We start from the raw sequence: 19232 nt of genomic DNA on the forward strand, positions 1-19232 counted from the left end.
AATTACTTGTGGCGCAGATCGTTATCGAGCAGATGGCCCATTTTGGCTGCTTTGGTCGATAAATAACGCTCGTTTTCCGGGTTACGCCCGACAACCAGCGGAACGCGTTCGACGATGTTGATCCCGGCTTCTGTCAGAATTTCGACTTTTTTCGGATTGTTGGTCAGCAGGCGGACCGAATCAACACCCAGCAATTTGAACATGTCGGCGCACAGCGTGAAGTCACGTTCATCGGCGGCAAAACCGAGCTGGTGGTTGGCTTCGACGGTATCGTAGCCTTTGTCCTGCAGGGCGTAAGCGCGGATTTTGTTCAGCAAACCGATGTTACGGCCTTCCTGACGGTGATACATCAGAATGCCGCGACCTTCTTCGGCGATGTCGTTTAACGCTGCTTCAAGCTGAAAACCGCAGTCGCAGCGCAGGCTGAAGAGGGCATCGCCCGTCAGGCATTCAGAGTGAACGCGTGCCAGAACGGGCGTTTCACCACTGATGTCACCAAAAACTAACGCCAGGTGGTCATGCCCGGTGGCCAATTCTTCAAAACCCACCATCAGGAAATCACCCCAAGGTGTCGGCAGATTGGCTTCTGCCACCCGTTTCAGCTGCATTTTACGCTCCAAAAAAAACACAAATTGTCTTCATTTACAGTGAGTATTTTACTTATTGATGCGCATCCTACGTGCGGATGCGGTGTCAGGATAGGGAATCGGTGCCTTTCCTTCACAACAGGGCACCATTTTGCCACAGTTTGACCTGCGCATTGACGGGAATATTTGAACAAATAGTTCATAACTTATGAACTATAACAGTAACCTCAACAACCCGGATTTAAGGAATGTGCAAGAATTACAACATTGCTACACTTCTACTCTTTTACGCATTTTACGAAAACAGAAAGGACGACTATGTTTGATATCGCCAAACGCACCGCCCTCGGGGCACTTCTTCTGCTTATCATGCCAGCGGCGGTGTGGGTCAGTGGCTGGCTATGGACACCCGGCGGCAATCCGGCGATTTTACTCCCGCTTTACTGGGTGACCGAAACCGTCAGCCAGCCCTGGGGCGTGTTGACCACGGTTATTCTGTGCGGCTGGTTCTTATGGTGCCTGCGTTTTCGTCTCAAAGCGGCAATCGGGCTGGTGCTGATGATTTCTGTGGCGCTGCTGATCGGCCAGTCCACCAAGACGTACATCAAAAAGGAAGTGCGCGAGCCGCGCCCTTACGTTGCCTGGCTGGGCACTGATCATCAGATGAACGTTGAAGAATTTTACGGTCTGAAACGCAAGGCGCGCAGCCAGCAGGTGAAAGAACTCCTCGGCGATAACGTCCAGATCCCGCACTGGCTGAACAGAAGCTGGCAGAAAGATACCGGTTACGCGTTCCCGTCCGGCCATACCATGTTTGCTGCCACCTGGGCGTTACTGGGTATCGGGCTATTGTGGCGCCGTAAACACTACAAGACGGTGACCGCGCTGATGGTGTGGTCGGTGGTTGTGATGGGCAGCCGGCTGATGCTGGGCATGCACTGGCCGCGCGATTTGATTGCCTCGGTGGGGATAAGCTGGCTGCTGGTGACGCTGGCCTGCTGGCTGACGGACCGTTACATCGGTCCGCTGACGCCGCCACCGGCAGAAGATCAGGACATCGCAGAGCGCGACTGAGTAGGTTTTCACGCGCACAGCGTTTCTGAAAAGAGGGGGGCTTTTACCGTTCCCCTTTGATTTCACGCAGATCGTCCCCATATCACTGATATGTTGTTTTCACCGGTTCACGTCGTCGATCGCAAAAGTCGTGCGATCTTCAGACAGTTACTCTTTTAACCCTCTGCAATGTTTCCCAGCTTTGTGCAGAAATGCTAACTTATTAGGTCGGGACGAGAGTTTTTGGCATAATTCATCCGGTACACCCGGCATTACAGGAATGAATGTGAAATATCTGCTGATTTTTTTATTTTTACTGGTCATCGTGGTGATTTCCATCACGTTAGGCGCGCATAACGATCAAACTGTGACCTTCAACTATTTGCTGGCGCAGGGTGACTATCGCGTATCGACGCTGCTCGCCGTGCTGTTTGCGACCGGTTTCATTCTGGGATGGGTCATCTGCGGATTGTTTTACCTTCGTGTACGCCTTTCACTTGGCCGTGCTCAGCGCAAAATCAAACGTCTGGAACTGCAAATCGAACCCGTGGCTGTCGTGACGCCGCCTGCAGCATCTTATGATGTCAGCAAGGAATAATCCTTTATGTTAGAGCTGCTGTTTCTGTTGTTGCCCGTTGCGGCCGCCTATGGCTGGTACATGGGGCGCAGAAGTTCTCAGCAGGACAAACAGGAAAATGCTAACCGCCTGTCGCGTGAATACGTAGCCGGGGTTAACTTCCTGCTTTCCAATCAGCAGGATAAAGCGGTCGATCTGTTCCTCGAAATGTTGAAAGAGGACAGCAGTACGGTCGAAGCGCACCTGACTCTGGGTAACCTGTTCCGCTCCCGTGGCGAAGTCGATCGCGCGATCCGTATCCACCAGTCCCTGATGGAAAGCGCCTCGCTGACGTTCGAACAACGTCTGCTGGCCGTGCAACAACTGGGTCGTGACTACATGACCGCCGGTTTTTACGATCGCGCCGAGGACATGTTCAACCAGCTGGTGAAAGAGCAGGATTTCCAGCTTTTCGCGCTCGAGCAGCTCCTGATCATTCATCAGGCCACCAGCGACTGGCAGAACGCCATCGATGTGGCCGAACGTCTGGTGAAACTGGGTAAAGAAAATCGTCGCAAAGAGATCGCGCATTTCTGGTGCGAACTGGCCTTGCAGGCAATGGTGTCGGACGATTTTGATAAAGCCACCGGCCTGCTGAAAAAAGCTGCGCAGGCCGACAAACTTTGCGCCCGCGTGTCGATCATGCAGGGCCGCATTCTGATGGCGCAGGGCGATTATCGCAAAGCCGCCGATGCACTACAGCGGGTGCTTGAGCAGGACAAAGAAGTGGTCAGCGAAGCGCTGCCGATGCTGCAGGAGTGCTATCAGAATTTGCAGGATACGCTGGCCTGGGCGGAGTTTCTCAAACGCTGCGTGGACGAAAATACCGGTGCCACGGCTGAACTGATGTTGGCGGAAATCATTCATCAGGAAGAAGGGCGGGAAGTGGCGCAGAACTACATCAACCGTCAGCTTCAGCGCCACCCGACCATGCGCGTGTTCCACCACCTGATGGATTACCATCTGGCGGATGCGGAAGAAGGGCGAGCGAAAGAAAGTCTGGGATTACTGCGGGATATGGTCGGCGAACAGATCCGCACCAAGCCGCGTTACCGTTGCCATAAATGCGGCTTTACCGCGCATTCGTTGTACTGGCATTGCCCGTCGTGTCGTGGCTGGGCAACCATAAAACCTATTCGCGGGCTGGACGGGCAGTAGCGATATAAACGAAACATAATGTTTTTAAACGGGCAATAACCTTATTGCCCGTTTTTATGTCGGTCAGACCTGAATTTATTTCTTCTTGCTGCTCGCTTTACGGGCGCTGATCAGCGTACGTAATTTCTTGATTTCTTTGGCCGTCAGCGCCGGCTCAGACTCTTCCGCCAGATGCTGATTATCAATGTCATGTTCGGTCGCTTTCGCGGCTTTCTTCCCTTTATGCGCTTCCGGATTAAAACTTGCCTCCAGACGTGCGGCGACTTCTGCACTGAGTGAATGTTCTGCGTCTGCAGCTGCGTTCTTGATCAGCTCTTTTAATTCCACCGGAATTTTTACGGTCAGGGTCGTTATCTCACTCATTTTTCTGCCTTTCCTTCGTGTAAAAGTAACAAGCTAAGCCAGCCTTGTGACATCGTCTAGTGATTAACAAAAATTTAATAAAAGTGTCACATTAGGCATAGCTGTAAATTCAGCGTCTTGCCATGTAAAATGCGGGCGGCAGAAATTAAGCTTTCCCTTCCAGATTTGATAACTCACAAGAGGCTGAAGACATGAAGTCAGAAAATAAGATTAACAACAACGACTTAAATTCCTCACCTATTGTTGTCGCCCTCGATTATGCCGATAAATCTGCGGCGCTCGCCTTTGCAGATAAAATCGATCCCCGTGATTGCCGTCTGAAAATCGGCAAAGAGATGTTCACTCACTTCGGGCCGCAGATGGTCAAAGATTTGCAGTCGCGCGGATTCGACGTATTTCTGGATCTGAAATTCCACGATATTCCTAACACCACGGCCCACGCGGTGGCCGCGGCTGCCGATCTCGGCGTATGGATGGTCAATGTGCACGCCAGCGGTGGCGCGCGCATGATGACGGCGGCAAAAGAAGCGCTGGCCCCCTTTGGTAAAGATGCGCCACTGCTGATTGCCGTGACGGTTCTGACCAGCATGGAAGGCAGCGATCTGGCCGATTTAGGCATTACCCTTTCTCCGGCGGATTACGCAGAGCGTCTGGCTCGCCTGACCCGTGACTGCGGCCTGGATGGCGTGGTCTGTTCGGCGCAGGAAGCCACGCGCTTTAAAAGCGCGCTGGGCAGTGCATTCCAGCTGGTCACGCCGGGGATCCGTCCTGCCGGCAGCAAAGCTGACGATCAGCGCCGGGTGATGACGCCGCAGGAAGCGATGGCGGCCGGGGTGGATTATATGGTGATTGGTCGTCCGATCACCCAATCCGCCGATCCGGCGCAGACCCTGCGTGAAATCCGTGATTCATTGCGTTAAGCAGAGGCTGATATGAACAACGACAACAACAGTCGCCTGGTCTATTCAACAGACAGCGGCAGGATTGATGAACCGAAAGCGGCAGTCGTTCGCCCGAAAGGCGATGGCATTGTGCGCATTCAGCGTCAGACCAGTGGCCGTAAAGGGAAGGGAGTGTGCCTGATCACCGGCGTTGATCTGGATGACGCAGCGCTGGACAAACTGGCGGCGGAATTGAAGAAGAAGTGCGGCTGTGGCGGTTCAGTGAAAGACGGTGTGATTGAGATCCAGGGCGATAAACGCGACCTGCTCAAACAATTGCTCGAAGCGAAGGGAATGAAAGTCAAACTGGCGGGCGGCTGATCAACTCTGAAGGTGATGAGATGCTGCGCCGGTCAACAGCGCAGCGTCTTTCTGTTTTTTGACTCTGTTTTTATTTGCTAACCTGATGACCCACAATACCACCGACTGCTGCGCCACCTAATGTACCTAACGTACTGCCATCAGTCAGAACCGCACCACCCAGTGCACCGGCACCGGCACCAATTGCCGTGTTACGGTCACGTTTAGACCAGTTACCGCAGGCGGTAACAGACATCGCAAGAGTCAGAACCAGTGCAATACTGGCAACGCGTTTATTTACGAGCATCATAGTTATCTTCCTCAAAGGATTAACGTTCAGCATCATTTATAAGTATAGGTAAGTTGCAGCATTCTCACCGAAATTCACCTTGTATTCCTTCACGCTACTTACAAATTCTCTGGCTGTTCCGAACCTTTATTCATAATTCGTATCATCCGGACGCACTTTTGCATCCGTTGAATTAAAATAGTGAAATTACCATTCATTCACTAGGTGAATAATCTTAATTCACCAGTGCGCTGCGTGAGCGGAGCACAAAAGACTAAAGCGCGGTGAGATTTCATCCAAATCTGTCCCTGCGGGCACTTTTGTGTTTGCAGCAGAACTGTACGCACTCTTTAGCGATTTCCCCCATACCTGCCACCTCCTGCCGCCCAGACAATAGGTCATCGACAGACGAGGGAACCAACATGCTGAAACAACTGAAAGAGCAGGTACTGGAGGCCAACCTGGCACTGCCTCGCCATCATCTGGTGACCTTCACCTGGGGAAATGTCAGCGCGGTAGATCGCCAGCAGGGGCTGATGGTCATCAAGCCGTCCGGCGTGGAATATGAAAACATGGGTGTGGATGACATGGTGGTGGTGGAGCTGGAATCCGGCAAAGTGGTTGAAGGCAATAAAAAGCCCTCATCCGATACCGACACCCACCGGGTGTTATACCTGAATTTCCCGCAGGCGGGCGGCATCGTGCATACCCATTCGCGCCATGCCACCATCTGGGCGCAGGCAGGCATTGATATTCCGGCATGGGGCACCACGCACGCGGATTATTTTTACGGCAATATTCCCTGCACGCGCCTGATGACCGAAGCAGAAATTGCCGGGCGTTACGAATGGGAAACCGGAGAGGTGATCGTGAAAACGTTCGCCGAACGCAACCTGTCACCGGCTGATATCCCGGCCGTGCTGGTGCATTCTCACGGGCCGTTCACCTGGGGGAAAGATGCAGATAACGCGGTGCACAATGCGGTCGTGCTGGAAGAAATCGCCTACATGGGCATCTTTTCCCGCCAGCTGACGCCGCAGCTGCCAGACATGCAGCCGCAGTTACTGGATAAACATTATTTACGCAAACACGGCAAGAACGCCTATTACGGTCAGTGAGACAGGATGAAGTCAGCCGACCAGGCTGACTTTTACCCCTGAAAGCGCAAGCTGTTGCTGAAAGTCTTCCGGCAGTTTGTCGTCTGTGATCACCCGGCTGAAGGCATTGACCGGCCCAAGGGGATTGAGGTTAATCTGGCCGAACTTCGACGAGTCCGTCAGCACAATGTTCTCAGCGCCTTTCGCTATCACCGCATTGACAATATCCGCCCGCAACATATCTCTGCCGGTAAATCCGGTGGCCTCAGTAAACCCGTCAATGCCGACAAATGCCTTACTGAAATTGGTCTGTTGCAGACACATTTTGGTCAGCGGGCCGACCACTGTCTGGCTGGTTTTCTGATACATACCGCCGAGCAACACCACCTCGCACGGCATACTTTTCAGCAGTGACGCCACATAGCTGCTGACGGTGATCACCGTCAGATTCTTCTTGTCGGAAAGGTACTGTGCCAGCAGGGCAATGCTGCTGCCGCTTTCAAAAAAGACCGTTTCACCGTCGCGGATTAACGATGCGGCGAACCTGGCCAGTTTTTGTTTCTGGGCGAAATTCGACATCATGCGGGTATCCACGTCGTCGGTCTGAATGGCGACGGCAAAGCCGTGCGCACGACGCAGATAATCACGCTGCTCCAGCTGGGTCAGATCATGACGGATGGTCACTTCCGACACCTGACAAATCTCCGACAACTCACTGACGCTGATCCGTTGTTTATCGTTTACCCATTGCAGAATAACTTGTTGTCTGTCGTTCATAATCGCCCGAAATACGGGCGGCCACAGCCGCCCCGATAAAGGTAAATTCAGAGGAGAACATCAAAGCGTATGTTCAGTGCGCGCAATAATATCATCCTGCGCCTCAGGCGATAAAGCCGTAAAGAACGCGGAATAACCGGCAACGCGCACCACCAGATCGCGGTAGTTTTGCGGCTCTTCGCGTGCCTTGAGCAGCGTCTCGCGGGAGACAATGTTGTACTGCACGTGCCAGCCACGATGTTCCTCAAAGAAGGTGCGCAGCATCAGCATTAACGTCTGGCGGTCGCCTTCATTGTCCAGGGAGGCCGGATTCAGTTTCTGGTTCAGCAACACCCCACCGAGGATTGCTGCGGTCGGCAATTTACCCAGCGAATTAAACACCGCCGTCGGCCCGAGATGGTCAGTGCCGGATGCCGGGCTCGCGCCTTCTGCCAGCGGAGTGTACGCCTTTCTTCCGTCTGGTGTTGCTGGGGTGGCCGCACCAAAGGGCACGTTGGCAGAAATCGACGAGGTCCCCGCGTAGTAGGTGCCGCCAGTCGGGCCACGGCCAAAGCGGGTGTTGTGATAATTTGCCAGTTCGTCGATGTAACACTGATAGGCGCGTACCAGCAGCTGGTCCACGTCATCATGATCGTTGCCGTATTTTTCCGCGCCGTTAATCAGACGCTGACGCAGACGCTCACCGTCCAGCCCCTCATAGTCTGATGCCAGCGCTTTAGCCAGTTCCTGCTGGCCAATCACACCCTGATCGAACACCAGTTTTTTTACCGCCGCCAGGCTGTTCCCCAGATTGGCGATACCGACCTGCAACCCTGATACCCAGTCGTACTTCGCGCCGCCCTGTTTGATGGTTTTGCCGCGCTCGATGCAGTCATCGACCAGCGCCGAGCAGAGAATATCCTGCGCATTTTCTTCCAGGACGGTATCAACCACGCATTCGATTTCGATGGATTTACGCGTGTAATAACGGATCTGCGCATCCCACTGGGCAAACACCTGTTCGAAATTCTCGAAATTCCCCTGCGACAAACCGCGTGCCTGCGGCAGGAAGCAGGTTTGGCTTTTCGCGTCCTGCCCCTGTTCCAGCGCGGTGAGCATGACGCGGGCAAAGTTGATAAAACTCATGCCGGTGCAGCGGTAACCCCATTTTCCACCGACCGCGGTTTCGATGCAGCCGATGGCGGCATAATCGTAAGCATCTTCTTTTTCGACGCCCAGTTTGATGAATTCAGGGATCACGATCTCATCGTTATTAAAGGCGGGCATACCGAATCCGCAGCGGATCACCTGTACACAGGCATCGAGGAAATCGGCACTCATACCGGCGTGATAGCGCACGCTCAGGTTTGGCTGGGTCGAACGCAGCTGCCCGCACGATTCCAGCACCGCGTAGGAAAGGGGATTTACGGCATCAGACGGCACGCCGTGATGCAGATTCTGACCGCCGATGGTGACGTTCTGATACAACGGACTGCCCGCTGACGCTTTCGAATGCGTACCGGAGCGGATCTTATTGACCTCCAGCAGTTTCAGCCAGCAGCTTTGCAGCAACTCGATCGCCTGATGGCGTTCCAGCGTCTGCTCCAGCTCAACATCGCGGCGGTAAAACGGATACAGATACTGATCCATGCGGCCAAACGACACCGAGTGACCGTTGGATTCAATCTGCAAAATCAGCTGAATGAAATAGCAAAGCTGCAAGGCCTGCCAGAAGTTTTCAGGCGGCTGATGGGCGATCAGCTCGCAGTGGGCAGCGATAGTCAGCAATTCAGCACGGCGGCTTTCGCGCGGCTCCGACGCGGCCATTTCGCGCGCCAGGCCGGCGTAGCGGACGATGTGATCGCTGACCGCCGCCAGGGTGATATCAATGGCTTTCAGCAGCTGTTCTTTATGCAAATCCTCCCAGTCAGTCAGATTAATGCGGCTGCGGCGCTCATCGACTTTCTGACGCAGCCCGTCCAGCCCCAGCTCCAGCAGCAGCGGGAAATTCACCGCCAGATGGGCATCACCGGACGTCATATTGCCTTCGGCTTTTACGATGCCGCTGTCGAGCAGCGCTTTTTGTTCGTCAGTGAACATGCCGTAGCAGCGATCCTGCACCGTCTGGCCGCGCCACCACGGGCAAATTTCATGCAGGATTTTCTTATTGGCTGCGCTGACGGCAAAACCTGCCCCCGGACGGTCAGCCAGCGCGTCTATTTCATTTTCAATCCAGCCGACGGTGTATTCCGGAAAAATCGGCGCGGCGCGCACTTCGCTGGCCTGATTGCCGACGATCAGCTCGTCATGTTTGATCCAGAGGGTGCGCTGACTCAGGTGTCTGGCCAGCGCCAGCGCGCGGCGAACCGGCAGCGGTTTGTCGGCGTGTTGCTGATAAACCTGCGTGTAATGCTGCGCGCGCTCGGTACAAACCGGCGGTTTAACGATATGGATCAGCGCTTCTTTATGCGCACGGATACGGGCGGAAAGGGTGTTCAGGTTCAGTTGAGTCATTCTTTTTATCCTCTTAACTGTGCACAAAGCCCTTTTTCTGCGGCGTATTCTTCGGCGAACGTCAGCAGGTCAGGGTCATTTAACGGCTGGCGCGCGGCCAGATATGGTTGTCCGAGCAGGACGTATTTATTGATACCCAGGGTGTGATACGGCAAAAAATGGATGGCTTCGCAGCCCGTTTCTTCAGCAGCAAAATCGATAATCTGACGGACAGACGCCCGGTCGGCGTTGAAATCAGGGATCAGCGGAACGCGCACAATCAGCCTCTGACCCGCTGCGGCCAGACGCCGGAAATTATCCAGCACCCGTCTGGCCGAGCCACCGGTCAGCCGCCGGAAGGGGGCGTCGGCGACATGTTTGAGATCGGCCAGCAGCAAATCCAGCGCGCCAAGTGAAGGGTCGATGTATTTCCACGGCACATGCAGACAGCTTTCCACGGCGGTGTGCAGCCCTTCCTGACGGCAACGTTGCAGCAGCGTCAGCGTGGTGTGCGGCTGCATAAAAGGTTCACCGCCGGAAAGCGTCACGCCGCCGCCGGTGCGCTGATAAAAAGGTTTATCGCGCAGGATCTGCGCCATCAGCGCGTCGATATCCGCCTCATTCCCGCACACGCTCAGCGCACCGGCCGGGCAAACCTGTTCTATCTGACACATATCGCGGGCGAGGAAATCGTCCCGCCGGATCTGTATACCGTGCTCCGTGACGGCCACGGCGTGCGGAAATGCCTGCGCACAGTGCTGGCATCCGGCGCTGCACAGGCGGGCGTCGAACAGAATGTCAGGCCCAGCCGCACGGCTTTCCGGGTTCTGACACCAGGTGCAACTCAGTGAACAGCCTTTGAGAAAGACGACCGTGCGGATCCCCGGGCCATCATGAGTGGAATAACGCTGCACATTGAAAATCATACGGACACTCTCGCGGTTAAAAACCTTCACTCATAATTTACAGGCTTTCATTCGTAAGTCAGTTTGATGATGATCAACAAACCTTGCGCTTGCAGGCGTACACTCTCAGAACTTTGCATTCGCTCACAGGTTTCAAGGAGAGGGTTATGGAGCTGTATCTCGATACTGCCGATGTCATTGCGGTAAAACGTCTTTCACGCATTCTGCCGTTACAGGGAGTGACCACCAATCCGAGTATTGTGGCGAAAGAGGGGAAATCGCTGTGGGACGTACTGCCCGCACTGCGTGATGCGCTGGGCGGCACCGGGAAATTATTTGCGCAGGTGATGGCGTCAGATGCCGAGCAAATGGTCGCTGAAGCCCTGTTACTCTCTCAGCGGGTATCGGGTTTAGTGGTGAAAATACCGGTCACGGGGGAAGGCCTGGCGGCGATTAAAAAGCTGAAAGGGATGAACATTCCGACGCTCGGCACGGCGGTTTACGGCGCGGGTCAGGGATTGTTATCGGCGCTGGCCGGTGCGGAATATGTTGCGCCTTATGTGAACCGGGTCGACGCGCAGGGCGGTGACGGTATCGCGATGGTCAAAGAGTTACAGACGCTTCTCACCCTCCATGCACCGCAGTCCAAAGTGCTGGCAGCGAGTTTCAGAACGCCGCGTCAGGCGATGGATTGTTTGCTGGCAGGCTGCCAGTCGATCACCCTGCCGGTGGACGTGGCTGAACAGCTGCTCAACACGCCTGCGGTCGAAGCGGCCATAGAAAAGTTTGACGCAGACTGGCGGCAGGCCTTCGGCACCACGTCCCTCGGCTGATTTTCCCTTCGTTTCACCCCCGCCCGCACAGGTCACTGTTGCGGGTTTTTTTGTTTCCATAGGTTAAGAATTTTCGTACAAAAAAGTTGGAAATGTGATTTCGCGCCGAAATTAATTATTGACGAACGCCATTAATGAAACCGCTGATCTAAAAAATAGAAACATCGTTTCATTTTATGATTGCGGTCAATTTTATAAGCCTGATGAATGGATAACGTAGTGGCATAACGTCATCCAATACTTTTATATCAGGTGGAAAATATGCACATTAAAAGAGCGATAGAAAGAATCCCCGGCGGCATGATGTTGGTGCCTCTGTTCATCGGCGCGCTGTGTCACACCTTTGCCCCTGACTCGGGAAAATATTTCGGTTCCTTCACCAACGGGCTGATGACCGGCACGGTGCCTATTCTGGCGGTCTGGTTTTTCTGCATGGGTGCCTCCATCAAAATCAGCGCGACCGGTACCGTACTGCGTAAATCCGGCACACTGGTTATCACCAAAATCGCCGTTGCCTGGATTGTGGCGGCAATAGCCTCGCGCTTTATGCCGGAAAACGGCGTCGAGTTTGGCTTCTTCGCCGGGCTGTCGGTGCTGGCGCTGGTGGCGGCGATGGACATGACTAACGGCGGTTTATACGCCTCGGTGATGGAGCAATACGGCACGAAAGAAGAGGCGAGCGCCTTTGTTCTGATGTCGCTGGAATCTGGCCCGCTGATGACTATGATCATTCTCGGCACGGCGGGTATCGCCTCTTTTGAACCGCACGTCTTTGTCGGTGCCGTTCTGCCCTTCCTGATTGGTTTTGGCCTGGGGAATCTGGATCCTGAACTGCGTGAATTCTTCGGCAAAGCGATTAAAACGCTGATCCCGTTCTTTGGTTTTGCACTCGGTTGCACCATCAATCTGACCGTGATCGCACAGACAGGTCTGCTGGGTGTTCTGCTGGGTCTTTCGGTGATTGTCGTGACCGGTATCCCGCTGATGCTGGCAGATAAATTTATCGGAGGAGGAGACGGAACCGCCGGTATCGCCGCCTCCAGCTCCGCCGGTGCGGCAGTGGCAACGCCCGTGCTGATTGCTGAAATGGTGCCGGAATTCAAAGCCGTCGCCCCGGCCGCCACGGCGCTGGTCGCCACCTCGGTGATTGTGACCTCGATTCTGGTCCCTATCCTGACCGCCATGTGGTCGAAAAAAATGAAAGGAAGAGCAGCAAAACAGAGCGTTAAGCTGGAGACGGTGGCGCGAATTAAATAAGCAGAAACGAAGGGGGCGTTCAGTTCCCCCTTTATCACCCCGGTTTATAACCCCGGCGCTTTCCACATCGACGTCGTCAAATGCCGGTCAACCAGCCCCAGTTGATCGGCATATACTTCCTGCCAGTTGGCTTTCTGCACCAGATATTTTGCATGATTCGCCACATCCGGCTGATATTCCCGCTCCCAGCGCACCAGGGCTTCGCCGGTATCTGCGAGAGAGGCATACGCCCCGGCAGCCACACCGGCCGCAATCGCGCAGCCCAGCGCCGTGGCTTCTTTTACCACCGGCACATTCACCGGCACGCCGGTAACGTCGCTTAAAATCTGACACCACAATTTCCCCTTCGAACCGCCACCGGAAAACACCAGTGATTTGGCGCGCACGCCTGAAAAAGCGGCGATCATGTCAAGATTACAGGCCGAGACGATAGCGGCGTTTTCCTCCAGTGCGCGGAACAACGTCGGTTTGTTGCATTTTTCAGGGTCGATGGAGAGATTGATGAACGACGGCGCGGCGTGATACCAGTTTTTGAAATGCATCGCATCAGAGAACACCGGCGTCACCCCCCACGAACCGACCGGCACGCGGGCGGCCATGTCTTCCAGCAGGCTGTATGTGTCCACGCCCAGGCGCTGCGCCAGGGTTTTCTCTTCGGTGCAGAACGCATCACGGAACCAGCGCATGGTCAGGCCGGTGAAAAAGCTGATGGATTCTGCCTGTGCCATGCCGGGGATGACGTGCGGATTCACGCGGATATTCATCTCAGGGTCGGTCACCGGCTGGGGTAAATTGACGATTTGCTGCCAGAACGTGCCGCCGAGTACGGCGGTCTGGCCGGGGCGCACCAGCCCGAGGCCGAGCGTGCCGAGCTGCGCGTCGCCGCCGCCCATGCCGACCGGCGTACCCGCTTTCAGCCCGCAGGCATCGGCGGCGCTGGCGGTGACGTAGCCGAGGCGGGTGCCGGTTTCAGCCACCGGCGACAGCATATCGGCACGCAGACCGGCCATGTCCAGCAACTCAGGCCGCCAGTTACGGGTGGTGAGATCTAACATCCCGGTGGTGCCGGCGTTTGACGGGTCAACCGCCAGTTCGCCGCTGAGCATATACGCCAGCCAGTCGCTGATCATCGTGATGGTAGCGGCCTGACGGTAGATATCCGGGCGATGATGAGCCAGCCACAGCAAACGCGGCATGGCGCTGAGTGCCAGGGTCTGGCCGGAACATTCATAGACTTCGCGTTCAAATTCAAAATCGTGGATTTCTTTCAGTTCGGAGACTTCGCGGCTGGCGCGCGCATCCACATTGGCGCAGGCCCAGATCGGGGCGCCGGATTTGTCATACAGCACAATGCCTTCGCGCATCGAACAGGCGGCAACGGCGCGGATGGCGGAGGCGGGGAGATGTGCTTCCTGCAATGCCTGACGGATACACTGGCAGGCCAGCTGCCAGTTTTTTTGCAGATCAAATTCCATCGAGCCGGGCACATCCGGCACCGCCAGATGGATCCACTCGGCCTGTCCGGCGGCTATCTGTTCGCCTTCGAGATTGAAAATCACCGCGCGGACACTGCCGGTCCCGGCGTCCAGCGCCATTAAATAGCTGCGTTCGTGGTCAGAGTTCAGGGTTGAGGTCATCGCCAGGTTCTCCCGTGCCGGTTTATCGGGCACCTGTTACCTGACCGCCACACCCCTTACACCCTGCGGGTCAGCCGAGCAGCGCCAGCATGGCTCTTGCTGTGCTCTCTTCAGTAACCAGTGCGTTAATGCGTTTACCTTTCAGCGCCGCGACAATGGCCTCGGCTTTCTCGACACCGCCCGCCACGCCTAACACGGTGGGGATGCTGGCCAGTTCGTCCGGCTTCACGGCGATCAGCTCATCGTGGATCGCCATATTTTCTGCCAGCTCGCCGCTGCGCTGCATAAAGAAACCGAGAATGTCGCCGACCGCGCCTTTGCGGCCAAATAACAACTGTTCGCCTTCGCTGATATACCCGGAGCGCAGGATGGTCGCTTCCTGTTTCTGGTTCAGCGAACCAATGCCGACCACCGCGATATCGGCGGCGCAGGCTGCCAGCATCACGTCGTGAACGTTTCGTTCCTGACGAAAAATCGCGGCCACGCTGGCGGATGACGCCCGCAGCGGTGCGGGAATAATGCTGACCCCGCAGGCGGCATCCAGCTGGCCGATGCCGGTCATGTACGGCCCGACACCGCCGGAAAGCGTCACCATGCGGATTTGCTGCGAGGAGATAAATCCGCTCAGGTGTTGCAGCGTACTCATCGCCGTTTCGCCAAACCCTACCGCCAGCAGCTGTTCTGGTTTGAGCAGGGTCATCAGCATATGCGCCGCGCCGACGCCCAACCGTGCGCTCAGCGAGCCGTCGGCCAGCTGCGGCAGCACGCGGATTTGCTGCAAGTCAAAACGTTCCAGCAGGGTGTTTTCCAGCGACAGACACCCCTCGAAACGCGAGTTTATTTGCACCCGGATCACCCCGGACTGCCGGCCTTTTTCCAGCAGGCGCGAGACTTTCAGCCGCGTCAGCCCTAGCCGTTCACCAATCTCATTTTGGGTCAGGCCGTCGTGGTAATAGAACCACGCGGTGCGCGCCAGCAGTTCCTCTTCACCCATGCTGAATTCCAGATGATTAGTTAAATCGGACAGGACCGTTTTTGTGCCGTTTTCAGAAGTCATAGTGAACACTTATCAAAATGTAGATCAATTGTTCGTTAACGAAATGTTGTTAACTGTGATGTGTATGGCAAATTCCAAATGATTGACGCCTGAATCATATCGCAGAGTATATGAGTTGAACAAATTGTGATCGACCCAAAAGTTTTCTTCCCCGCCGCAGACTAGGTTTATGAACAATGTTAAATGATAAATACATTTGTTCACTTAATGTATCCAGTCCGAGGGCGACGCATGCAGCACAGCGAACATTCATCCGCAGCACCCGGTTGCCCGCCTGTACTTTTACAGGTCAGCGGCGTCAGCAAAAGTTTTTCCGGTATCGCCGTGCTGAAAGACATCAGTTTCAGCCTGCACTCCGGGGAAGTGCATGCGCTGCTCGGCGGGAATGGGGCCGGGAAATCAACGCTGATGAAAATCATTGCCGGCGTCGAGACAGCGGACAGCGGTGAGATGCAGCTCGCGGGGCAACCGCTGGTGGCGATGACCCCCGCGAAAGCGCATGAGGCGGGCATCTATCTGGTGCCGCAGGAGCCGATGCTGTTCCCGAGCCTGACGGTGCGCGAAAATATTCTGTTTCGCTTACCCGCCCGGCAGGCCAGCGAGAAAAAACTGCAACACACGCTGGACGGGCTGGGCTGCAACCTGCCGCTCGGTGCGCTGGCAGGCACCCTTGAGGTGGCCGATCAGCAACTGGTGGAAATCCTGCGCGGTCTGATGCGCGACGCGCGATTGCTGATCCTCGATGAACCGACCGCCTCGCTGACACCGGCAGAATCCGCCCGCCTCTTTACCCAGGTCAGGCATCTGACTGACAAAGGCGTCGGCGTGGTGTTTATCTCGCATAAACTGCCGGAAATCCGCGCGATTGCCGACCGTGTCAGCGTCATGCGAGACGGCAATATCGCGCTGAGCGGCACACTGGCTGACCTCGATAACGATGCGCTGATCCGCGCTATCACCCCGCAAAACCTGGACAACGCGCTGCCCGCAGAACAAAAACTGTGGCTGGATCTGCCCGGCACACGGCGTAATCAGGCAGGCAGCGAACCGGTCTTGCAGGTGCAGAATCTGACCGGTGAAGGCTTTATCAATATTTCCTTCAGCGCCCGCGCCGGTGAAATCGTCGGGCTGGCAGGCGTGGTGGGGGCAGGGCGAACCGAACTGGCGGAAACCCTGTATGGCCTGCGCCCCGCGCAAAGCGGTCAGGTGACGCTGATGCAACAAGACATCAGCGGCCTGACGACCTTACAGCGGATGAAAAAAGGGCTGGTGTATCTGCCGGAAGACCGGCAGGCCTCCGGTCTGTATCTGGATGCGCCGCTGAGCTGGAACACCACCTCACTCACCTTCAACCGTCAGGGCTGGTGGCTGAATATCAAACGCGAAGCCGCGGTGCTGGAACGCTATCACCGGGCACTCGGCATTAAATACCGCGACGGGGCGCAAACCGCCCGCACGCTTTCCGGCGGTAATCAGCAAAAACTGCTGATCGCCAAATGCCTCGAGGCGCAGCCAGCGGTGCTGATTGTGGATGAACCGACGCGGGGCGTGGATGTGTCCGCGCGCGCCGACATTTACCAGCTGCTGCGCAACGTGGTGGAGCAGAACGTGGCGGTGATCCTGATTTCTTCCGATCTGGATGAGATCGAAGCGCTGGCAGGGCGCGTGTTCGTCATGCATCAGGGTGAACTGAGCGGCGAATTGCGCGGGGCGGACATCAACGTCAATAACATCATGCACATCGCGTTTGGTAATCATCCCCAGACCGCCGCCACCGGAGGATCCTCATGCTAAAGCGCATACAGAACAATCGCGAACTGACCGCGCTGATGGCGATTATCGCGCTGTTTGCCCTGCTCGGCGCAATGGACAGCCAGTCGTTCAGCTTCCAGACCCTGAGCATGATTTTTGGCAGCGCGCAGATCCTGATGTTGCTGGCGATGGGGGCCACCGTGGTGATGCTGACCCGCAACATTGACGTGTCGGTGGGTTCCATTACCGGCCTGTGCGCCGTGACGCTGGGCGTGCTGCTCAACGGCGGCATGAGCCTGCCGCTGGCCTGTCTGCTGACGCTCGGCACCGGCCTGCTGGCCGGGGTGTTCAACGGTGTGCTGGTCGCGTGGCTGCGTATTCCGGCGATTGTCGCCACGCTCGGTACGCTCGGGTTATACCGCGGGCTGATGCTGCTGATGACCGGCGGCAAATGGATTGAAGGCTTACCGGCCGGGCTGAAATCGCTCTCTGAACCGGTGTTCCTCAGCGTTTCATCACTGGGCTGGCTGGTGATTGTTTTACTTGTGGCGATGTTCTGGATGCTCAGCCGCACCGCCTTTGGCCGCAGTTTCTACGCTGTCGGTGACAACTTACAGGGCGCACGGCAGCTCGGCGTGGCGGTCAACCGCGTGCGCATTCTGGCGTTCGGCATCAACGGCATGATGGCGGCGATCGCCGGGATCGTGTTCGCCTCGCAAATCGGCTTTGTGCCAAACCAGACCGGCAGCGGGCTGGAGATGAAAGCCATCGCTGCCTGCGTGCTGGGCGGCATCAGCCTGCTCGGCGGCACCGGTTCAATCGTCGGCGCGGTGCTCGGCGCCTATTTCCTGACCCAAATTGACAGCGTGCTGGTGCTGTTGCGTCTTCCTGCCTGGTGGAACGATTTCATCGCCGGCGTGGTGTTGCTGGCGGTGCTGGTGTTTGACGGCAGATTGCGGCAGGCGTTGCAGAAAAACCTGCGCCGCCAGAAATACGCCCGTTTCCTTTCCGCCAGCCCGCCGGTTTCAAAGAAACCTGCTGAACGTAAATCTCAGCAACCGAAAAATACCAGCCGACGGCTAAGTACCGGCAAAAAGAGCGGGGTGGTGTGATGAACAAACTTCAACAATATGGCTGGGAAGCAGCGCTGCTGGTGCTGCTGATTGCCGAAATCTTGCTGTTCGGTTTCGCCAACCCGCGCATGCTGGACGCCAGTACACTGCTGTTCAGTACCAGTGATTTCATCACCATCGGCATTGTGGCGCTGCCGCTGACGCTGGTGATTGTCAGCGGTGGCATCGACATTTCTTTCGGTTCCACCATCGGCCTGTGCGCCATCGCGCTCGGCGTGCTGTGCCAGGCCGGTGTGCCGCTGGCGCTGGCGATAGTCCTCACGCTGGCGCTCGGTGCCGCCTGCGGTTTACTCAACGCGGCGCTGATCCTCTATACCGGCGTCAATCCGCTGGTGATCACGCTCGGAACGCTCTACCTGTTCGGCGGCAGCGCTTTGCTGCTTTCGGGGCTGGCGGGCGCGACGGGTTTCGAAGGCATCGGTAATTTCCCGGATGCCTTTACCAATTTCGCCAATCAGGTGGTGCTGGGATTACCCATGCCGCTGCTGATCTTCCTGCTGGCGACGCTGTTTTTCTGGCTGCTGATGCACCGCAGTCGCACCGGTCGCAACGTGTTCCTCATCGGTCAGAATGCCCGTGTGGCGCGTTACGGCGCGCTGCCGGTCAGCCGCACGGTGTTTGCCCTTTACGGCATGACCGGGCTGGCCTCGGCAGTGGCCGCCATTCTGATGACCTCTTATTTCGGCTCGGCGCGTTCTGATCTCGGTAACGCCTTGCTGATGCCCGCCATCACCGCCGTGGTGCTCGGCGGCGCCAATATCTACGGCGGTTCAGGTTCCATTCTCGGCACGGCGCTGGCGACGCTGCTGATCGGGTATCTCCAGCAGGGTTTACAGATGGTCGGCGTCTCCAGTCAGGTTTCCAGCGCGCTGTCGGGTGCGCTGCTTATCCTGGTGGTGATTGGCCGTTCCGCCAGCCTCAACCGGGGTCTTATCCGCAGTGTTTTCCAGCGTTATCGCCAGCGTTGGTCTGCGCCTTCTTCTTCTGTCACGTCTTCTCAATAAG

At 56.2% G+C, this 19232-nt stretch carries 19 protein-coding genes; 11 read left to right on the forward strand and 8 right to left on the reverse strand.

Translation table 11 applies throughout. The features are described from left to right. Positions 1–2: 2 nt before the first annotated feature. Positions 3–608 carry a GTP cyclohydrolase II gene (gene ribA, locus ACQZQY_RS14470; RefSeq protein WP_056780679.1) on the reverse strand — a complete coding sequence of 202 codons (606 nt, stop codon included), beginning with the start codon at positions 606–608 and terminating at the stop codon, positions 3–5. Between the two features lie 297 nt (positions 609–905). Here ribA and pgpB point away from each other — a divergent pair, with 297 nt between their 5' ends. From pgpB to lapB, 3 genes are all read left to right on the forward strand, one after another. Beyond that, positions 906–1661, forward strand: a complete 756-nt coding sequence (gene pgpB / locus ACQZQY_RS14475; protein WP_136375330.1) for a phosphatidylglycerophosphatase B — start codon at positions 906–908, stop codon at positions 1659–1661. 265 nt (positions 1662–1926) lie between these two features. Continuing rightward, on the forward strand, positions 1927–2238 hold the full coding sequence (locus tag ACQZQY_RS14480) for a LapA family protein (protein WP_056781019.1): 312 nt from the start codon (positions 1927–1929) through the stop codon (positions 2236–2238). Positions 2239–2244: 6 nt separating this feature from the next. After that, complete coding sequence (gene lapB, locus ACQZQY_RS14485) at positions 2245–3414, forward strand: lipopolysaccharide assembly protein LapB (RefSeq protein WP_056780671.1); 1170 nt, start codon at positions 2245–2247, stop codon at positions 3412–3414. Between the two features lie 75 nt (positions 3415–3489). On the opposite strand, the gene ACQZQY_RS14490 is transcribed toward lapB, so the two are convergent. Next, positions 3490–3777, reverse strand: coding sequence for a hypothetical protein (locus ACQZQY_RS14490; RefSeq protein WP_056780668.1), 288 nt, complete (start codon positions 3775–3777; stop codon positions 3490–3492). Positions 3778–3968: 191 nt separating this feature from the next. Here ACQZQY_RS14490 and pyrF point away from each other — a divergent pair, with 191 nt between their 5' ends. Both pyrF and yciH read left to right on the forward strand, forming a co-directional pair. Then, positions 3969–4697 (forward strand): orotidine-5'-phosphate decarboxylase, encoded by a 729-nt coding sequence (gene pyrF, locus ACQZQY_RS14495; protein WP_056780663.1) that lies wholly within the window; start codon positions 3969–3971, stop codon positions 4695–4697. A 12-nt stretch (positions 4698–4709) separates the two neighbouring features. Further along, complete coding sequence (gene yciH, locus ACQZQY_RS14500; RefSeq protein ID WP_056780660.1) at positions 4710–5039, forward strand: stress response translation initiation inhibitor YciH; 330 nt, start codon at positions 4710–4712, stop codon at positions 5037–5039. 70 nt (positions 5040–5109) lie between these two features. Here yciH and osmB read toward each other — a convergent pair whose 3' ends face one another. Next, positions 5110–5328, reverse strand: a complete 219-nt coding sequence (gene osmB, locus ACQZQY_RS14505) for an osmotically-inducible lipoprotein OsmB (RefSeq protein ID WP_056780657.1) — start codon at positions 5326–5328, stop codon at positions 5110–5112. Positions 5329–5729: 401 nt separating this feature from the next. On the opposite strand from osmB, the gene araD reads away from it, so the two are divergent. Then, entirely contained in the window at positions 5730–6425 is a 696-nt protein-coding gene (gene araD / locus ACQZQY_RS14510; RefSeq protein WP_122095504.1) for an L-ribulose-5-phosphate 4-epimerase, read from the forward strand. A 12-nt stretch (positions 6426–6437) separates the two neighbouring features. Here araD and ACQZQY_RS14515 read toward each other — a convergent pair whose 3' ends face one another. From ACQZQY_RS14515 to ACQZQY_RS14525, 3 genes are read right to left on the reverse strand one after another with little or no spacing between them, the layout of a single operon-like run. Continuing rightward, complete coding sequence (locus ACQZQY_RS14515; protein WP_122095503.1) at positions 6438–7181, reverse strand: DNA-binding transcriptional regulator YciT; 744 nt, start codon at positions 7179–7181, stop codon at positions 6438–6440. Positions 7182–7241: 60 nt separating this feature from the next. After that, positions 7242–9674, reverse strand: a complete 2433-nt coding sequence (locus tag ACQZQY_RS14520; protein ID WP_431295846.1) for a formate C-acetyltransferase/glycerol dehydratase family glycyl radical enzyme — start codon at positions 9672–9674, stop codon at positions 7242–7244. A 5-nt stretch (positions 9675–9679) separates the two neighbouring features. Beyond that, complete coding sequence (locus ACQZQY_RS14525) at positions 9680–10579, reverse strand: glycyl-radical enzyme activating protein (RefSeq protein ID WP_431295847.1); 900 nt, start codon at positions 10577–10579, stop codon at positions 9680–9682. A gap of 146 nt (positions 10580–10725) precedes the next feature. On the opposite strand from ACQZQY_RS14525, the gene fsa reads away from it, so the two are divergent. Together fsa and kdgT are read left to right on the forward strand one after the other, a co-directional pair. Beyond that, the gene (gene fsa, locus ACQZQY_RS14530; protein WP_431295848.1) at positions 10726–11391 is read left to right on the forward strand and encodes a fructose-6-phosphate aldolase; all 666 of its coding nucleotides are present in this window, start codon (positions 10726–10728) and stop codon (positions 11389–11391) included. Between the two features lie 261 nt (positions 11392–11652). Further along, entirely contained in the window at positions 11653–12648 is a 996-nt protein-coding gene (gene kdgT / locus ACQZQY_RS14535; RefSeq protein WP_431295849.1) for a 2-keto-3-deoxygluconate transporter, read from the forward strand. A gap of 44 nt (positions 12649–12692) precedes the next feature. On the opposite strand, the gene lsrK is transcribed toward kdgT, so the two are convergent. Both lsrK and lsrR read right to left on the reverse strand, forming a co-directional pair. After that, a complete protein-coding gene (gene lsrK / locus ACQZQY_RS14540; RefSeq protein WP_431297194.1) occupies positions 12693–14285 on the reverse strand; it encodes an autoinducer-2 kinase in 1593 nt (530 codons plus the stop codon). A 70-nt stretch (positions 14286–14355) separates the two neighbouring features. Further along, positions 14356–15342 (reverse strand): transcriptional regulator LsrR, encoded by a 987-nt coding sequence (gene lsrR, locus ACQZQY_RS14545; RefSeq protein ID WP_056780619.1) that lies wholly within the window; start codon positions 15340–15342, stop codon positions 14356–14358. Positions 15343–15573: 231 nt separating this feature from the next. On the opposite strand from lsrR, the gene lsrA reads away from it, so the two are divergent. From lsrA to lsrD, 3 genes are read left to right on the forward strand one after another with little or no spacing between them, the layout of a single operon-like run. Next, positions 15574–17136 carry an autoinducer 2 ABC transporter ATP-binding protein LsrA gene (gene lsrA / locus ACQZQY_RS14550; RefSeq protein WP_431295850.1) on the forward strand — a complete coding sequence of 521 codons (1563 nt, stop codon included), beginning with the start codon at positions 15574–15576 and terminating at the stop codon, positions 17134–17136. After that, entirely contained in the window at positions 17130–18206 is a 1077-nt protein-coding gene (lsrC, locus tag ACQZQY_RS14555) for an autoinducer 2 ABC transporter permease LsrC (protein WP_414071180.1), read from the forward strand. The genes lsrA and lsrC overlap by 7 nt, the downstream gene beginning before the upstream one ends. Beyond that, complete coding sequence (lsrD, locus tag ACQZQY_RS14560; RefSeq protein ID WP_183846745.1) at positions 18206–19231, forward strand: autoinducer 2 ABC transporter permease LsrD; 1026 nt, start codon at positions 18206–18208, stop codon at positions 19229–19231. Before lsrC ends, lsrD begins: the two co-directional genes overlap by 1 nt. Position 19232 lies beyond the last annotated feature (1 nt).

Source organism: Rahnella sp. PAMC25559, from assembly GCF_050632365.1.
Classification (GTDB): domain Bacteria; phylum Pseudomonadota; class Gammaproteobacteria; order Enterobacterales; family Enterobacteriaceae; genus Rahnella; species Rahnella rivi.